The sequence below is a fragment of the Secundilactobacillus yichangensis genome, from assembly GCF_016861565.1.
Classification (GTDB): Bacteria; Bacillota; Bacilli; order Lactobacillales; family Lactobacillaceae; genus Secundilactobacillus; species Secundilactobacillus yichangensis.
This window is the reverse complement of the sequence record NZ_BOLK01000002.1, coordinates 161721-176716: the sequence shown is the minus strand read 5'-3', so window position 1 is coordinate 176716 and position 14996 is coordinate 161721. Positions and strand designations below refer to the sequence as shown.

General features: G+C 43.1%; 15 protein-coding genes. 14 read left to right on the top strand and 1 reads right to left on the bottom strand.

Annotated features, from left to right (window positions below; genetic code table 11):
- Nucleotides 1-48: 48 nt before the first annotated feature.
- The 9 genes from JUE95_RS02765 to holA all read left to right on the top strand — a co-directional run bounded on the left by JUE95_RS02765 (nucleotide 49) and on the right by holA (nucleotide 8214).
- Nucleotides 49-1251, top strand: a complete 1203-nt coding sequence (locus JUE95_RS02765; protein WP_203649024.1) for an FtsW/RodA/SpoVE family cell cycle protein — start codon at nucleotides 49-51, stop codon at nucleotides 1249-1251.
- Nucleotides 1252-1255: 4 nt separating this feature from the next.
- Complete coding sequence (locus JUE95_RS02760; RefSeq protein ID WP_203649023.1) at nucleotides 1256-1543, top strand: YlbG family protein; 288 nt, start codon at nucleotides 1256-1258, stop codon at nucleotides 1541-1543.
- A complete protein-coding gene (gene rsmD, locus JUE95_RS02755; protein WP_203649021.1) occupies nucleotides 1543-2109 on the top strand; it encodes a 16S rRNA (guanine(966)-N(2))-methyltransferase RsmD in 567 nt (188 codons plus the stop codon). Before JUE95_RS02760 ends, rsmD begins: the two co-directional genes overlap by 1 nt.
- Nucleotides 2106-2588: a pantetheine-phosphate adenylyltransferase gene (coaD, locus tag JUE95_RS02750; RefSeq protein WP_203649019.1), complete on the top strand. Its 483-nt coding sequence runs from the start codon at nucleotides 2106-2108 to the stop codon at nucleotides 2586-2588. The genes rsmD and coaD overlap by 4 nt, the downstream gene beginning before the upstream one ends.
- A 1-nt stretch (nucleotide 2589) precedes the next feature.
- Nucleotides 2590-3639 carry a SepM family pheromone-processing serine protease gene (locus JUE95_RS02745; protein WP_203649017.1) on the top strand — a complete coding sequence of 350 codons (1050 nt, stop codon included), beginning with the start codon at nucleotides 2590-2592 and terminating at the stop codon, nucleotides 3637-3639.
- An 89-nt stretch (nucleotides 3640-3728) separates the two neighbouring features.
- On the top strand, nucleotides 3729-4394 hold the full coding sequence (locus JUE95_RS02740; RefSeq protein ID WP_203649016.1) for a helix-hairpin-helix domain-containing protein: 666 nt from the start codon (nucleotides 3729-3731) through the stop codon (nucleotides 4392-4394).
- A gap of 66 nt (nucleotides 4395-4460) precedes the next feature.
- Nucleotides 4461-4949, top strand: coding sequence for a ComE operon protein 2 (locus JUE95_RS02735; RefSeq protein WP_203649014.1), 489 nt, complete (start codon nucleotides 4461-4463; stop codon nucleotides 4947-4949).
- Nucleotides 4921-7179: a DNA internalization-related competence protein ComEC/Rec2 gene (locus tag JUE95_RS02730; RefSeq protein WP_235995122.1), complete on the top strand. Its 2259-nt coding sequence runs from the start codon at nucleotides 4921-4923 to the stop codon at nucleotides 7177-7179. The genes JUE95_RS02735 and JUE95_RS02730 overlap by 29 nt, the downstream gene beginning before the upstream one ends.
- A gap of 6 nt (nucleotides 7180-7185) precedes the next feature.
- On the top strand, nucleotides 7186-8214 hold the full coding sequence (holA, locus tag JUE95_RS02725; RefSeq protein WP_373305659.1) for a DNA polymerase III subunit delta: 1029 nt from the start codon (nucleotides 7186-7188) through the stop codon (nucleotides 8212-8214).
- Nucleotides 8215-8266: 52 nt separating this feature from the next.
- Here holA and rpsT read toward each other — a convergent pair whose 3' ends face one another.
- A complete protein-coding gene (gene rpsT, locus JUE95_RS02720) occupies nucleotides 8267-8530 on the bottom strand; it encodes a 30S ribosomal protein S20 (RefSeq protein WP_089088523.1) in 264 nt (87 codons plus the stop codon).
- A 269-nt stretch (nucleotides 8531-8799) separates the two neighbouring features.
- Between rpsT and rpsO the strand changes: the two genes are divergently transcribed.
- The 5 genes from rpsO to tig all read left to right on the top strand — a co-directional run bounded on the left by rpsO (nucleotide 8800) and on the right by tig (nucleotide 14953).
- A complete protein-coding gene (rpsO, locus tag JUE95_RS02715; RefSeq protein WP_203649011.1) occupies nucleotides 8800-9069 on the top strand; it encodes a 30S ribosomal protein S15 in 270 nt (89 codons plus the stop codon).
- A gap of 242 nt (nucleotides 9070-9311) precedes the next feature.
- Entirely contained in the window at nucleotides 9312-11048 is a 1737-nt protein-coding gene (locus tag JUE95_RS02710; protein ID WP_203649009.1) for a ribonuclease J, read from the top strand.
- 66 nt (nucleotides 11049-11114) lie between these two features.
- Nucleotides 11115-12005, top strand: a complete 891-nt coding sequence (locus JUE95_RS02705; RefSeq protein ID WP_203649008.1) for a hypothetical protein — start codon at nucleotides 11115-11117, stop codon at nucleotides 12003-12005.
- 187 nt (nucleotides 12006-12192) lie between these two features.
- Nucleotides 12193-13380, top strand: a complete 1188-nt coding sequence (gene tuf, locus JUE95_RS02700) for an elongation factor Tu (RefSeq protein ID WP_089088519.1) — start codon at nucleotides 12193-12195, stop codon at nucleotides 13378-13380.
- Between the two features lie 250 nt (nucleotides 13381-13630).
- Nucleotides 13631-14953 carry a trigger factor gene (gene tig / locus JUE95_RS02695; protein WP_203649006.1) on the top strand — a complete coding sequence of 441 codons (1323 nt, stop codon included), beginning with the start codon at nucleotides 13631-13633 and terminating at the stop codon, nucleotides 14951-14953.
- Nucleotides 14954-14996: the final 43 nt, after the last annotated feature.

Here is a 14996-nt window from a genome sequence, read left to right as displayed (position 1 = left end):
AGAGAGTTTATTTAAGAAATTTAGTGGAGTAGTTTGGGGATTTTTTAGATGCGAAATTGGTTATTATCAAAGGTATTGGAAACGAAGGATGCCTTCAGTTTTAAAAAATTAAAGGATTTAGATTATTGGCTAATCATCCCTTATCTGATTTTGTGCGGTATCGGTGTGGTGATGGTCTATTCAGCCAGTTCTAACGTTGCGGTACAGATGGGATCGACTCCAATCAGCTATTTATTTAAGCAACTGTTTTTCGTGCTGATCGGCATGTGCATCGTTTTGTTTATGTTTATGATCCCGTACTATTTTTTAAAGAGCGGCAAGATTATTTTTATTCTGTATCTTGCTTTGGCGGGTGCCTTGCTTGGCTTATTGTTTGTCGGTCAAACGATTAACGGTGCGGCTGGCTGGTTCCATCTCGGTCCATTTAGCATTCAGCCCGCTGAATTTGTTAAAGTTGTCCTGATTCTGTTAATGGGGCGGGCGTTGACCATGGCGGATGTGACTGAAGATATTGTCGACGGTCATTGGTGGCGAAGCATGTGGGTCCCGGTAATCATGAGTGCTGTCTTGATTGGACTGGTCTTTATTCAGCCAGATATGGGGAGTGCCGTGATCATTTCGACCATTGTCTTTATTATGTGCTTAAGCAGCGGTTATTCATTTGTCAAAAGTTATTGGATTTTAGGCGGGGTTGCCGCTGCAATCGTTGCGGTTATTTTTCCCATCGCCCTAAAACTTTCGGAATCAGGAACAGTTAAATCGTATAAGCTCGCGCGGCTAGTTGCTTTCGTTGATCCTTTTGGGCATGCCAACGGTTCTGGTCAGCAACTTGTTAATTCATATTATGCGTTAAGCAACGGTGGGTTATTTGGTGTTGGACTGGGTAACTCCATTCAAAAGCGGGGGTATTTACCCGAACCGAACACCGATTTCATCATGGCAATCACCAGCGAAGAGCTTGGGCTGATCGGTGTTGTGATTATTATGATTTTATTAGGGATTATCATTTGGCAGATTATCCGGATTGGTATTCGATCAAACGATTCGTTTAATACGCTGGTTTGCTACGGAGTTGCCACTTACTTTGCTGTACAGGCGTTTATTAACGTTGGTGGGGTGATTGGCTGGCTGCCGATTACCGGTGTGACATTTCCGTTTATCAGTTACGGCGGGTCAAGTATGTTTTCACTGACACTTTCGTTAGGAATTGTGTTAAATATCAGCGCACAGGAACGCAGAAAGCGGGGTTAAAATCATGGATATTCAATCACGAACCAGTTTAGTTGTTTACGTGTCCAGTCTGCGTCAAGTTCGTCAACTTAAGCGCTATGGACACCTTGAATATGTCTCAAAGCGGATGCGGTACGCCATCATTTATGTTAATGAAGAAGATGCTAAAGAAACGATCAGCCGTCTCAAACAATTGCGCTTTGTTAAACGGATTATTGAGTCTCCTCGCAATGAATTAATGGATTTACTGGGATTATCTGGTGAACCCGAAGCCAAGGACGACCAAATTAATTTTGAGGAGGATGAAGAGTAATGCGGGTTGTTGCAGGAGAGTATGGGGGCCGTCGGTTAAGAGCGGTGCCCGGGATGAAAACTCGGCCCACGACAGACAAAGTGAAGGAAGCAGTTTTCAATATTCTTGGGCCGTACTTTGATGGCGGGAGAAGCTTAGACCTGTTTGCCGGTTCTGGTGGCCTAAGTATTGAAGGTGTGTCGCGCGGAATTGAGCACGCAGTATTGATTGATCGACAGGGTGCAGCTATCAAAACAATCGATCAAAATATTGCAGTGACCAAAGAACCCGACAAGTTTACGGTGATTAAACGTGATGCTGAGATTGCGCTAAAGCAGCTTCAAACACAGCATCAGAGTTTTGACATGGTTTACTTTGATCCGCCTTATCGCGAACAAAAGATCGTTAAGGAGATTCATGAATTGATTGCCAGTCAGCTCTTGAACCCAGATTGTCGGATTATGTGTGAAACTAATCAAGAAGCTGATTTACCAGCTGAAATTGGTGATTGCACCCGAATTGTCGAAAAATCTTATGGCATTACCAAAATTACAGTTTATCGTTATCAGGGGGGCACCAGTCAATGACAGTAGCAGTTTATCCGGGCAGTTTCGATCCGCTTACCTTAGGCCATTTAGACATCATTGAACGGGCCAGTAAATTATTTGACCAGGTGATCGTTGTAGTTGGCATCAATATTAGCAAAAATATGTTATTTACTCCTGAGGAACGGGTTGCCCTGATTCAAAAGAGTGTTGACTATCTACCAAACGTTACCGTTCAGGCGGAAGATGGTCTAACCGTGAAATTTGTAAAAAAAGTGGGGGCCCACGTGATTATTCGTGGTATTCGTGATTCACGGGACCTATCTTATGAAGCAGGTATTGCTAGCATGAACCATTATTTGGATGCTTCGATTGAATCAGTTTTCCTAATGACCAACCCCAAGTACGCCTTTATTTCTTCGTCGTTACTTAAAGAAGTGCTTCATTTCAAAGGTGACGTTTCTAAATTGGTTCCGCCGACTGTTGCCGAAGCTTTAAATCAAAAGCAAAGGTCAGAATAATATGAAAAAACAAACTCGAAAAAAAATTCTTCAGTATGGCGTCAGCATTGTTTTAGCCATTTTGATTCTGGTGGGCTTTTTTTGGCCAATGCCTCAATACATCGAATCACCTGGTTCTGCTGACAACTTGAAATCATTTGTTAAGATTAAGGACCACCCTGATAAGCATGCTGGCAAGTTTATGATTACTTCAGTTAAGTTAGCACAAGCGCATCCCGTGACCTACCTGATGGCTAAGGTATCCCCGTATTCTTCAATTGAGAGCGCCCAAAGTGTTACGGGTGGTCAAAGTAATGATACATATGTGAAAATGCAGGATTTTTACATGCAAAGTGCTATTAACGAAGCCAAAGCCGTGGCCGTTAAAGCAGCCCATAAAAAAGTGACCAAGAATTACTTAGGAATTTATGTCATGGACGTGCAGAAAAATTCGCAGTTCAAACGTCACTTAAAAGTGGGGGATACCATCACCAAAGTGGATGGTCACCACTTTGAAAATGCGTTTGGCTTTCAAAAGTACATTGCCAAGAAATCTGTCGGTGATCAGCTGCGCGTTCAGTATCAGCATAATGGTAAGCTGAAAACCACAACGGCTCCCCTCATTAAATTATCCAGCGGTAAAACTGGTATCGGCATTATTTTGACTGACAATGTCAAAATCAAGACTAAACCCAACGTCAAAGTGAACCCCGGCCAAATTGGCGGGCCCTCTGGTGGCTTAATGTTCAGTCTGCAGATATACGGTCAGTTGACGAATAAAAATATTCGACATGGACAAAATATCGCCGGTACCGGGACCATTAATCCAGATGGTACGGTGGGTGAAATTGGGGGCATCGATAAAAAGGTCGTTGCTGCTAAAAAGGCTGGTGCAACCATCTTCTTTGCGCCTTATTTAAAGCCGACTAAAGCCGTTTTGCAGCTTGAGCCTGGGCACGTCACAAACTATCAATTAGCTAAAAAAACGGCTAAAAAAGTGGCACCGCACATGAAAGTTGTTCCGGTTTCAACCTTCAATCAAGCGGTTCATTATCTGAATACCCATCATTAAATAAGAACGTTTCAAAAAGTCAGCTGGCTTTTTGGAACGTTCTTCATTTTTCTCCCGTAGTTAGTTCTAGAAAGAAGGGAGGGAGAAAAGTGGATAGGTTAAGGGAACTGCTAGAGAATAGTAACCGTCAGACTTGGCTGATTATTGGCCTCAGTCTATCGACCATGATTGCCGTTAGCTTTTTATTATTTGGGAATCGGCCCGTTTCTAGTGCGCAGCCAGAGATTGCATCACAGTCGATGATGTCAGAGTCAGGTATGGCGAGCTCATCTGATGCTGTTACGGCCACTAGCCAGACCAGCGTGAACACAACAATGTACGTGGATGTTAAGGGTGCTGTCAAACAGCCTGGGATGAAGAAAGTAGAATCATCGATGCGGGTTATTGATGCCGTTCAGTTAGCTGGTGGTTTTGCTAGTAATGCCGATGAAAAGCAGGTTAATTTGGCTCAAAAATTGACTGATTCGCAAGTCGTTTATATTCCAAAGCACGGTGAACAGGTGCCTGCATCTGCCGCCGGTACTTCTGCCACTGGCGGCGGTGCCAGTTCTGAAAGCCAAGCACCTCAGGTCAATTTGAATACTGCTGATTTAAATGGACTGCAGCAACTGGACGGTGTGGGGGAGAAAAAAGCCCAGAAAATATTGGATTATCGGCAAGAACATGGCGGTTTCAAATCAGCTGATGAACTTAAAAACGTGAACGGTTTCGGCGACAAGACGTTAGAACGGCTAAAACCGCAACTGACTGTTTAGGAATATCATGTTCCAATAAAATTTGGTATACTTAACCAGACAATTAGATGATGGAGGCGGCCGTTTATGGCTAATAAAAGAATTCCTTGGGATCAATATTTTATGATGCAGTCAGTCTTATTAGCGAGTCGGAGTACCTGTAACCGGCTTTCAGTTGGTGCAACGATCGTCCGGGATCGCAGAATTATTGCGGGTGGCTATAACGGCTCAGTTTCAGGCGACGTTCACTGTATCGATGAAGGCTGCTATTTGGTAGATGGGCATTGTCTGCGAACCATTCACGCTGAAATGAACGCAATTTTACAGTGTGCTAAATTTGGTGAAGCAACGGATGGTGCTGAAATTTACGTGACTGATTTTCCGTGCTTGCAGTGTACCAAGATGCTTTTACAGGCTGGGATCAAGAAGATTTCGTATCTCCATAACTATCATAATGATCCGTACGCCATGTCGTTAATTAAGATGAAGGGTGTTGAACTTGATCAAGTGACCCTGGATTCCGAAGCAATCGAACGTGCTTCAGTTGATGCCTATCTGCAGGAACATCAATCATAAGCTTATTTGGCTAGCTATTTTGGCCGGGTGTTTAAGTGGCTGTTTCTTTGGCCTAACCTGGCTATCGGTTATTTTGACATTGATTTGGATCGTGCGGATACTCTGTTTACGCGATCGACAGCTTTTAGTGTGGACAGCCGTGGTGCTGTTCATTTTTAGTGGCCTTTTCTGGCAGACCCAGCAGCGGGCAAAAATGAATACCATGCCTGATCAAACGGGAGCTTCGTTGCAGCTAACCGTTCACCCGGATGAATTACGGGTCGAAGAGGGCCGCATTCAGTTAAGCGGCCATACCGATGATGGTCGAACGATTCAGGGACAATATTTTTCGGATGATCAAACGCAGCTTGAGCGACTACGGATTAACCAAACGACTAAGATGCTGATCCATGGTGATATTTCGCGGCCTCAGCCAGCAACAAATGCCAACGAATTTGATTTTCGCCAGTATCAAATTGATCAGGGAATTTTTAACACGGTTAAAATTGATCGAATAACACCTATTGGACAAGCGACTGCAACCAATCCATTTACTTGGTGGCTCAATGCTTGCCATGCATTACGGGCACGGCTAGTTCAGTATACGCAGACGCTACCTAAGACCCTAAGATTGTACGTCCAGGGTTTATTCTTAGGTTGGCGAGCGACTGATTTTTATGACTCACTAAGTGCGGTCACTGATTTGGGGTTAATCCATCTATTTAGTATTTCTGGTTTTCATATTGTTTGGATCGTGGCCACTGTCAGTTGGTTTTGCCGTCGCTTAGGGTTTACCCAGACACCGATCTCGCTATTTTTACTGGGGCTGCTGCCTACCTACTACGTTATTGCTGGTTCTCAAGTGGGTCTGTTAAGAGCGGTTGCTGTGGTGATTTTAGGCCTCCTGGCAGAGCTTTTGGGCTGGCGGCTGACAGGGTTAACGACTTGGGGCATTAGTTTGCTGCTGGGACTAATTGTTCAGCCAGCTTTGCTGATGCACTTAGGCGGACAACTGAGTTTTGGTTTGGCTTTCGGTCTGTTATTCACTAAGCAGTTTGGCGTTTTTAAAACGACTTTTATGCTAAATCTGCTAAGCTTACCGTTAATTTTGTATCACGTTTATCAGTGGCATGTTTTAACCATGTTCGTTAACTTATTGATTCTGCCCTTATTTAGCGCCTGTATTTTCCCGTTGGTGCTTGTGGCTGGGATAGGCGGGCAGATGATGCCTTGGCTGTCCAATGCAACAGAATGGCTATTGACGCTCTTCACACAAGGTTTGAATCTCATTGATGCTTTACCTGGCATGATTGTTTTTGGCAAGCCTGCTGCATGGGTAGTTGGTGCATTAACTATTTTAACGTTAGTGCTCATGACGCAGCGGTTTAAGCGCTGGGTTGGTATAGCCTTAGGCGTATTATATCTGGCTAGCTTTCTGGTGATTCACTTTCCGCCTTCTGGTGAAGTTACTTTCTTTGATATCGGTCAGGGAGACAGTTTTCTAGTCCGTTCACCATATAATCGACAAGTGACGATGATAGACACCGGTGGCCGGGTCAATTTCAGCGGTAAGAAGTTGAGTGGTCGCAGCCGTGCACAGCGTATCAGTATCAACTACTTAAAGAGTCAGGGAATTTCGCAGATCGATAATCTGTGCCTGTCACATCAAGATGCTGACCACGTTGGCGACGTTGGCGATGTGCTGCAAGGGATGCACGTTAAACGGTTATATATCCCGTTGGGTATGAATGGTAATCCCCAGTTTATGAAACGGATTTTACCTTATATCAACAAGACGCAAATTATTCCAGTGCGGGCGGGTCAGCAAATTTCTGGCACTCCGTTTACAGTGGTTCACCCCTTTAAAGCAGGAATGGGTACTAACGAAGACTCCATGGTTTTAGCAGGGCAAATTCATAGCTTGCATTGGATGTTTACCGGTGATTTAGACCGGGCGGGTGAACGGGAAATTTTGGCTCATTATCCAACATTACGTACGGACATGTTAAAATTAGGACATCACGGGAGTAAAACGTCGTCTGATCCAGAGGTGATCAGACAACTGCAGCCGAAGATTGGAATCATTTCCGCCGGTCGCAACAATCGTTATGGTCATCCTAATCAAGAAACCTTAGCTACACTAAGCGCTGATCATATTCCGACCTTTAACACGCAGGTAAACGGAATGATTCGCTATCGTTACACAAATAGTGGCGGTGGCCATTGGCAGACCTTTTTGAAGGAGGAATGAGTTATTGTGACCTACGAAACAACAATGGCACAGCTTAAGAAGGGCACGACAAAACCGGTTTATTTGATTACCGGTGATCAGCCCTACCTGACTCAGCGTTTGAAGCAGGCTTTTTTGAACGTTATTCCAGAGGCTGAGCGAACGATGAATTATGCTACTTACGACATGGAATCGACGCCTCTGGCTCAAGCCTTGGACGATGCTATGTCAGCACCGTTTTTTGGCGAAAAACGGCTGGTATTTATTGAGCGGGCCTACTTTTTGACTACGGAAAATCACCGTGGCAATAAAATTGATCATGATATCGATGGCTTACTGAAGTATTTAGAGCATCCAGAGCCAACTTCTATCGTGGTGTTTTTTGTGACCAATGGGAAATTAGACAGTCGTAAAAAGGTTGTTAAAACAATCAAAAAAGCCGCCGAAGTGATTAGCTTAGAGGCGGTGGGTGAGAGACAGATTCGTTCCTTGGTTCAGCAGAATCTTGAACAGGATCAGTTTAAAATTGAGCCCGATGCGTTAAACCTTCTGCTTCAGCGGACGGGAACGGATTTGTCCCTGATTATGAATGAGTTGCCCAAACTAAAATTGGCGTCCGCGGAATCTCAGCAGATCGATAAAACAGTGGTTGCGGAACTTGTTTCAAAGTCTCTGGATCAAAACGTTTTTGACTTGGTCAACGACGTGATGGGAAAGCGAATTGAGGCGGCTTTGAACCTTTACCGGCAGTTGATTTTGACAAAGGAAGAGCCGTTGCGGATCAATGCCGTTTTAGTCAGTCAGTTTAGATTGCTGATCCAAACCAAGATTTTAATGCGCAACGGGTATAGTCAGGGGAGCATTGCGTCCTCATTAAAGGTCCATCCATACCGGGTTAAACTTGCGATGCAAAGTGTGCGTCACCTTGAATTAGGACATTTACGTCGCGCGTACCTTGGATTGATTCAAATCGAACGCTCACTGAAATCTACCAGTCGTGACCCAATCATGCTTTTTGAACTCTTCATGCTGAAATACTTAGATGAAGTGGCTTAAAACAAAAAAGGACCGATTCATAATCGAATCGGTCCTTTAATATTGGTTTAATTTAGGCGTTTGCTTTAGCTAAACGAGCAGCCATACGTGACTTGTCGCGGGAAGCTTTATTAGTTTTGATTAAACCCTTTGAAGCAGCACGGTCAACGGCGCTAGAAGCAGCTTTGTATAACTCAGCTGCGTTATCGTCGTGATTCGTAACAGCTTTTTCAAACTTCTTTACGGCTGTTCGCATACTGCTAAGCTGTGCAGAATTACGTTCGTTAGCTTTAACGTTCGTTTTTGCACGTTCAATCGCAGATTTGATAATTGGCAATGAATTCACCTCCACACTCATAAGCCAGACGGCTCTGTAATATTCAACGAATGTCATTATACAGAATAAAATCAACGATTGCAACAGTTCTACATTAATTGTAAAGTAAAAATACTTGATAAGGGGTTTCACATAAAGCCTTGTTATTCTGTGACATAACGGATATAATAACAAAGGTTCTTAAATTGCCCTTACTTAGTTGATTGCGATCTCACTCACGACAACTCAGTAACGGGTGGACAAATAATATTAAAGGTGGGAATTTTTTCATGGCTATTACACAAGAAAAGAAAACCGAAATTATGAAGCAGTATGCTCGTCACGATGGCGACACTGGTTCAGCAGAAGTTCAAATCGCTGTCTTAACAGCAGACATTAACGAATTGAACAACCATATGAAAGTTCACAAGAAGGACTTCCATTCACAACGTGGTTTGATGAAGAAGATTGGTCATCGTCGTAACTTGTTAGCTTACTTACGTAAGACTGATATTCAACGTTACCGTGACTTGATCAAGTCATTGGGTCTGCGTCGTTAATTTTGATTATTTGGAGCTCTCCGTTTTTGGAGGGCTTTTTTTGTTATTCTGAAAAGGACTTTTTTCACCTGAGCTAGTTTGGGTTGTTACATAGTTGAATTAAGTGTGATAAACTGTAAACAGTTTGTAGTCGTGCCTAAATTTTTAGAGTTTAGGAAAAAAGTAAGCGTTCATAATCAACGAATGAGTTTATGCAGTTGATTGATTTGACGAAGTAAGAACAACATATTTTGAGGTGAATTATGGATAAAGCAAACGTAAAGATTATGCCATTGGGCGGAGTTCGCGAAAATGGCAAGAACATGTATATCGTAGATGTTAATGATAGCATCTATGTTTTGGATTGTGGATTAAAGTACCCGGAAAACGAACTGCTAGGAATTGACATTGTGATTCCAGACTTCGGTTATCTGCGAGAAAACAAAGACCGTATTGTCGGGGTATTTTTGACTCACGGCCACGCGGATGCGATTGGTGCACTGCCATATTTCCTGAAGGAATTTAAGGTGCCGGTATTTGGCTCTGAAATGACCATTGAACTGGCTAAATTAAATTGCCAGTCTGACCCAAACGTGAAGGACTTCGACGACTTTCACGTGGTGGATGCACAGACTGAAATTGATTTTGGCGACGTTACAGTTTCGTTCTTTAAGACCACTCATTCAATTCCAGAATCAATGGGGATCGTGCTGAATACCAGTGCTGGCAGCGTGGTTTACACCGGTGACTTTAAATTTGACCAGACTGCTGCACCTGGTTATCAAACGGACTATGCACGGCTAGCCCAGATCGGTACCAACGGGGTACTGGCTTTATTAAGCGATTCTGCTAATGCTGAAAATCCCAGTGAAACAGCTAGTGAGCGTGATATTGCCGAAAACGTGATTGAAACGTTCAACTATGCTAAAGGCCGAATCGTGGTTGCTAGTGTTGGATCGAATATTTTACGGTTACAGCAGGTCTTCGATGCAGCTGCTAAAACGGGCCGTAAGGTTTATTTAACGGGTCGAGACATTGAAAAGATCGTTGATACGGCAATGCGGTTAAACAAGCTTGTTTTACCGGAGGACGATTTACTCGTATCAGAAGATCAGCTTGAAAAATTGCCGGCTGACCAAACTGTGATTATTCAAACGGGTAAAATGGGTGAGCCTATCAAAGCTCTTCAGCGCATGGCTAATAAGCAGGAAAAGGGTTTGAGTATAGAAGAGGGCGATCTGGTCTTTATTACAACCACGCCATCTCACGCAATGGAAACTAACGTTGCTAAAACCCGTGACATGATCTACCGCGCTGGCGGCGAGGTGAAATCCATTTCGGATGATTTAAATTCATCAGGACATGCCAGCAAACATGACCTTCAATTACTGATTAATATTTTGCATCCTAAGTACTTAGTACCAATTCAAGGTGAATACCGGTTGATGTCAGCTCATCAGCGGGCTGCAGAAGAGGTTGGTATGGCCACCGATCAGATTTTCATGACCGCTAAAGGTGATCAGCTGGTTTACGACGGTAAGAACATGGTGCTTAGCGGCAGTGTTGAAGTTGGCAACACGATGATCGACGGTATCGGTGTCGGTGACATCGGTAATATTGTTCTGAGAGACCGTAAAGTACTTTCCGAGGATGGTATCTTTGTCGCAGTGATTACTATCGATCATAAAAAGAAGCAAATTATCGGTGAACCTAAGATTACTTCCCGTGGCTTTGTTTATGTTAAAGCCAATAAAGATCTCATGCATGAAAGTGCTGAGATCATTAAAAAAGCAGTACAGACTAACTTGGATAATAAGGAGTTTGACTGGACGCATCTGAAACAGGACGTTCGGGAGAAGCTCAATCATTACTTATTTGACCAGACGCGACGTCACCCAGTGATCTTACCAGTTATTATGGAAGTCGATCCGCGACGTCATAAGCCGAAGAGCAAGCATAAGAAGCAGGCTACGCAAAAAAATCATCAAGCTGAAAAGTAATGCTCATAAATCTCGTATGTTTAAACGAAAACGTACGGGATTTTCGTTTAACGGAGGTGAATGTGTGTGGATCGAAATTTGCAGCTGGCAAACGAAGCGTTTAAAAACCAGAAGTGGGGGCAAGCGGCTCAGTTTTATGAGCAAGAATATCAATCGGCACCAAGCGAGAAAATCAATCACTTGCTGGTGAAAAGTCTGTTTGAAAATCATCAGGATAAAATGGCCTATGCGGTAATGATGGATAATTTGAACAGTTATTTAATGGATGGACAGCACGTGATCTTGATGGTACAGGTGTTATTAGCTAACCATCAAATCTTGATGGCCCACATTTTAACGGCGACCGTTCCGCAGTTGCCTAAACGGGTTGACCAGCTCATTTCGCAGGCGGAAGATGCTGCCCGCCAAAAGCCGGAATTTAAGAAGGCTTATCAGACCTTTTACCAGTTGAGCGCGTTAACGTTGACCCAGCAGCAGCGAGCGTTTGAAAAGGGCAAAGAGTTGCCGTTAGAAGAGTGGGTTACTGCAACAAAAGCATTGTTGATTGACCCATTTGTTAAGCCAATTATTCGAGTCAGCTTATTGGAAATGGTGCAAAAGCTCAAATTACCGGAGCGCTTTGATTTTCGTTGGCTGGATAATAAGAATTACGGTATTACCGGTAATCAATTAAAGTCACTAGCAGAGTTCGATAAGGTTGGACTACTAGAACGAACGCTGCAGGAAATGATTGGTGACCACGATCCCGTGACGCAGCAGCTGTATCAAAATGAATTAGGTTTACAAGTAACGCTATTATACCCATTCATTGATCGGGCCATTCCGGATGTAAAGGCTTGGGTCACCCGTTTAATTGAAGGAGACCAGGTACAATCAGCAGCCTTACCGACAATGTATAGCGTTGAATGGTGGCAACGGCAACTGTCCCAAATCATGTCAGAGATGACGGGTGCATAAAAAAGTTCCAGCTAATTTAGAGTTTATTGTTTACAAACGATAACCTAATCTATATAATATTTAAGGATTCTTCTTGAGGGATTCTCGATTTACCTTTTCGAGAAGAAGTAGTATAATTTACAACAAAGGGTTGCCAACAATTCGCTTGTTGGCATAATCTTTGTGAAAAATACAGGAGGTTTCATTAATGGCAAAAGAAACATACGAACGAACTAAGCCCCATGTAAACATTGGTACTATTGGCCATATTGACCATGGGAAGACTACCTTGACTGCAGCGATCACCAAGGTTTTAGCCCAAAAAGGGTTAGCTAAGGAAGAAGATTACGCTGATATTGACAAGGCACCTGAAGAACGTGAACGTGGTATCACGATCAACACTGCCCACGTTGAATACGAAACTGAGAAACGTCACTATGCTCATATTGACGCCCCAGGACATGCTGATTACATCAAGAACATGATCACTGGTGCCGCTCAAATGGATGGTGCTATCTTAGTTGTTGCTGCTACCGATGGCCCAATGCCACAAACTCGTGAACATATCCTTTTGGCTCGCCAAGTTGGTGTTGAATACATCGTGGTCTTCTTAAACAAGACCGACTTAGTTGACGATGATGAATTGATCGACTTAGTTGAAATGGAAGTCCGTGAATTACTTTCAGAATACGATTACCCTGGTGATGATATTCCAGTTATCCGCGGTTCTGCTCTTAAAGCACTCCAAGGCGATGAAGAACAACAAAAGGTTATCTTACACTTAATGGACGTTGTTGATGAATACATCCCAACTCCAGTTCGTGATAACGACAAGCCTTTCTTGATGCCTGTTGAAGACGTCTTCACCATTACTGGTCGTGGTACTGTTGCTTCTGGTCGTATCGATCGTGGTACTATCAAGGTCGGCGATGAAGTTGAAATCGTTGGTCTTAAGGAAGAAGTTCTTAAGAGTACTGTTACTGGTTTGGAAATGTTCCGTAAGACTTTGGAATTTGGTGAAGCCGGCGATAACGTTGGTGTCTTGCTTCGTGGTATTAACCGTGATCAAGTTGTTCGTGGCCAAGTTCTTGCAAAGCCAGGTTCGATCCAAACCCACAGTAAGTTCAAGGGTGAAGTTTATATCCTTTCTAAAGAAGAAGGTGGCCGTCATACGCCATTCTTCTCAAACTACCGTCCACAATTCTACTTCCACACCACTGATATCACTGGTGTTATTGAATTGCCTGATGGTGTAGAAATGGTTATGCCTGGCGATAACGTCACTTTCGAAGTTGACTTGATCGCTCCAGCTGCCATTGAAAAGGGTACTAAGTTTACTGTTCGTGAAGGTGGCCACACTGTTGGTGCCGGTGTTGTTTCAGAAATCATGGACTAATACCTACCTAAATGAACATAAAAAGTCCGAGAAGGTTACCTTTTCGGACTTTTTTATTTGAATGAATGACCGTTTAAAGCTTTTTGAAAGTTTATTCAAAGTAAAATAAATTGATGCTAAAATGGATGTCTTCCATACGTTGCAGTACACTCTGATGTTTACTTTTCAGCTTCCTTACGTTAAACTAAAGTCTGTACGCAATCTGAATATGATCGTATTCGAAGATATATTTAATTTCGGAGGGAATATAATGTCTGCAAAATGGGAAAAAAAGGACGCCACCAAAGGTGAATTAACCTTTGAAATTGGTGCCGACCAAATTAAAAAGGGCTTAGACCAAGCCTTCGCAAAGACCAAGAAGAACTTAGCTGTTCCTGGTTTCCGTAAGGGAAAGGTTCCACGTCAGATCTTTAACAAGATGTACGGCGAAGAAGCCCTTTATCAAGATGCTTTGAACATTGTTTTGCCTGATGCTTATGAGGCAGCAATCAAAGAAGCAGGTATCGAACCAGTTGATCAACCACAAGTTGACGTTGAATCCATGGAAAAGAACAAGCCATGGGTCTTAAAGGCCGTTGTTACTGTAAAGCCTGACGTTAAGCTGGGTGAATACAAAGACTTAAGCGTTACTAAGCAAAACACTCGTGTTTACCAAAAGGACATTGATGCTGAATTAGAGAGCCGTCGTCAATCACAAGCTGAATTAGTTCTGAAAGAAGACGAACCAGCTGCTAAGGGCGACACGGTTGTTATTGACTTTGACGGTTACGTTGATGGCAAGCAATTCGATGGTGGAAAAGCTGACAACTATTCACTCGAATTAGGTTCTAATTCATTCATCCCAGGCTTTGAAGACCAATTAGTTGGCCACAAGGCTGGTGAAGATGTTGATGTCAAGGTAACCTTCCCAGATGACTACCAAGCTGAAAACTTACAGGGCAAAGAAGCCACTTTCAAGACTACTATTCACGAAGTTAAGCAGAAGGAATTACCTGATCTTGATGATGAATTTGCCAAAGATGTTGATGAAGAAGTTGACAGCTTAGACGAATTAAAGGCTAAGATCAAGGACGAACTGAAGGAAAAGAAGGTTACAGCTGCTCACAATGCTATCGAAGACGAAGCAATTGGCGAAGCCGTTGATAACGCTGAAGTTCAAGAAATTCCTGAAGCAATGAAGGAAGAAGACATCCATCGTCAAATGGATCAATACTTGGCAAACATGCAACAACAAGGTATCGACCCTAAGACTTACTTCAAGTTAACTGGTACCAGCGAAGATGACTTACACAAACAATTTGCTGCTGATGCAGAACGTCGTGTAAAGACCAACTTAGTTTTGGAAGCCATTGTTGAAGCAGAAAAGATCAACCCTTCTGAAGACGATTTGAAGGCAGAAGTTAAGGACTTAGCCGGTCAATATGGTATGGAAGAAAGCGCTGTTCGTTCAGCACTTTCAGACGATATGCTTAAGCATGATATTGCCATTAAGAAGGCTGTTGACTTAATTACTGATTCAGCTAAGCAAGACAAGTCTAAAAAAGACGAAGAAAACGAAAAGAACGAAAAGTAGTTTTTAACGTTAGCATTGCACACAAAGGCCCTAAAGACGAGAA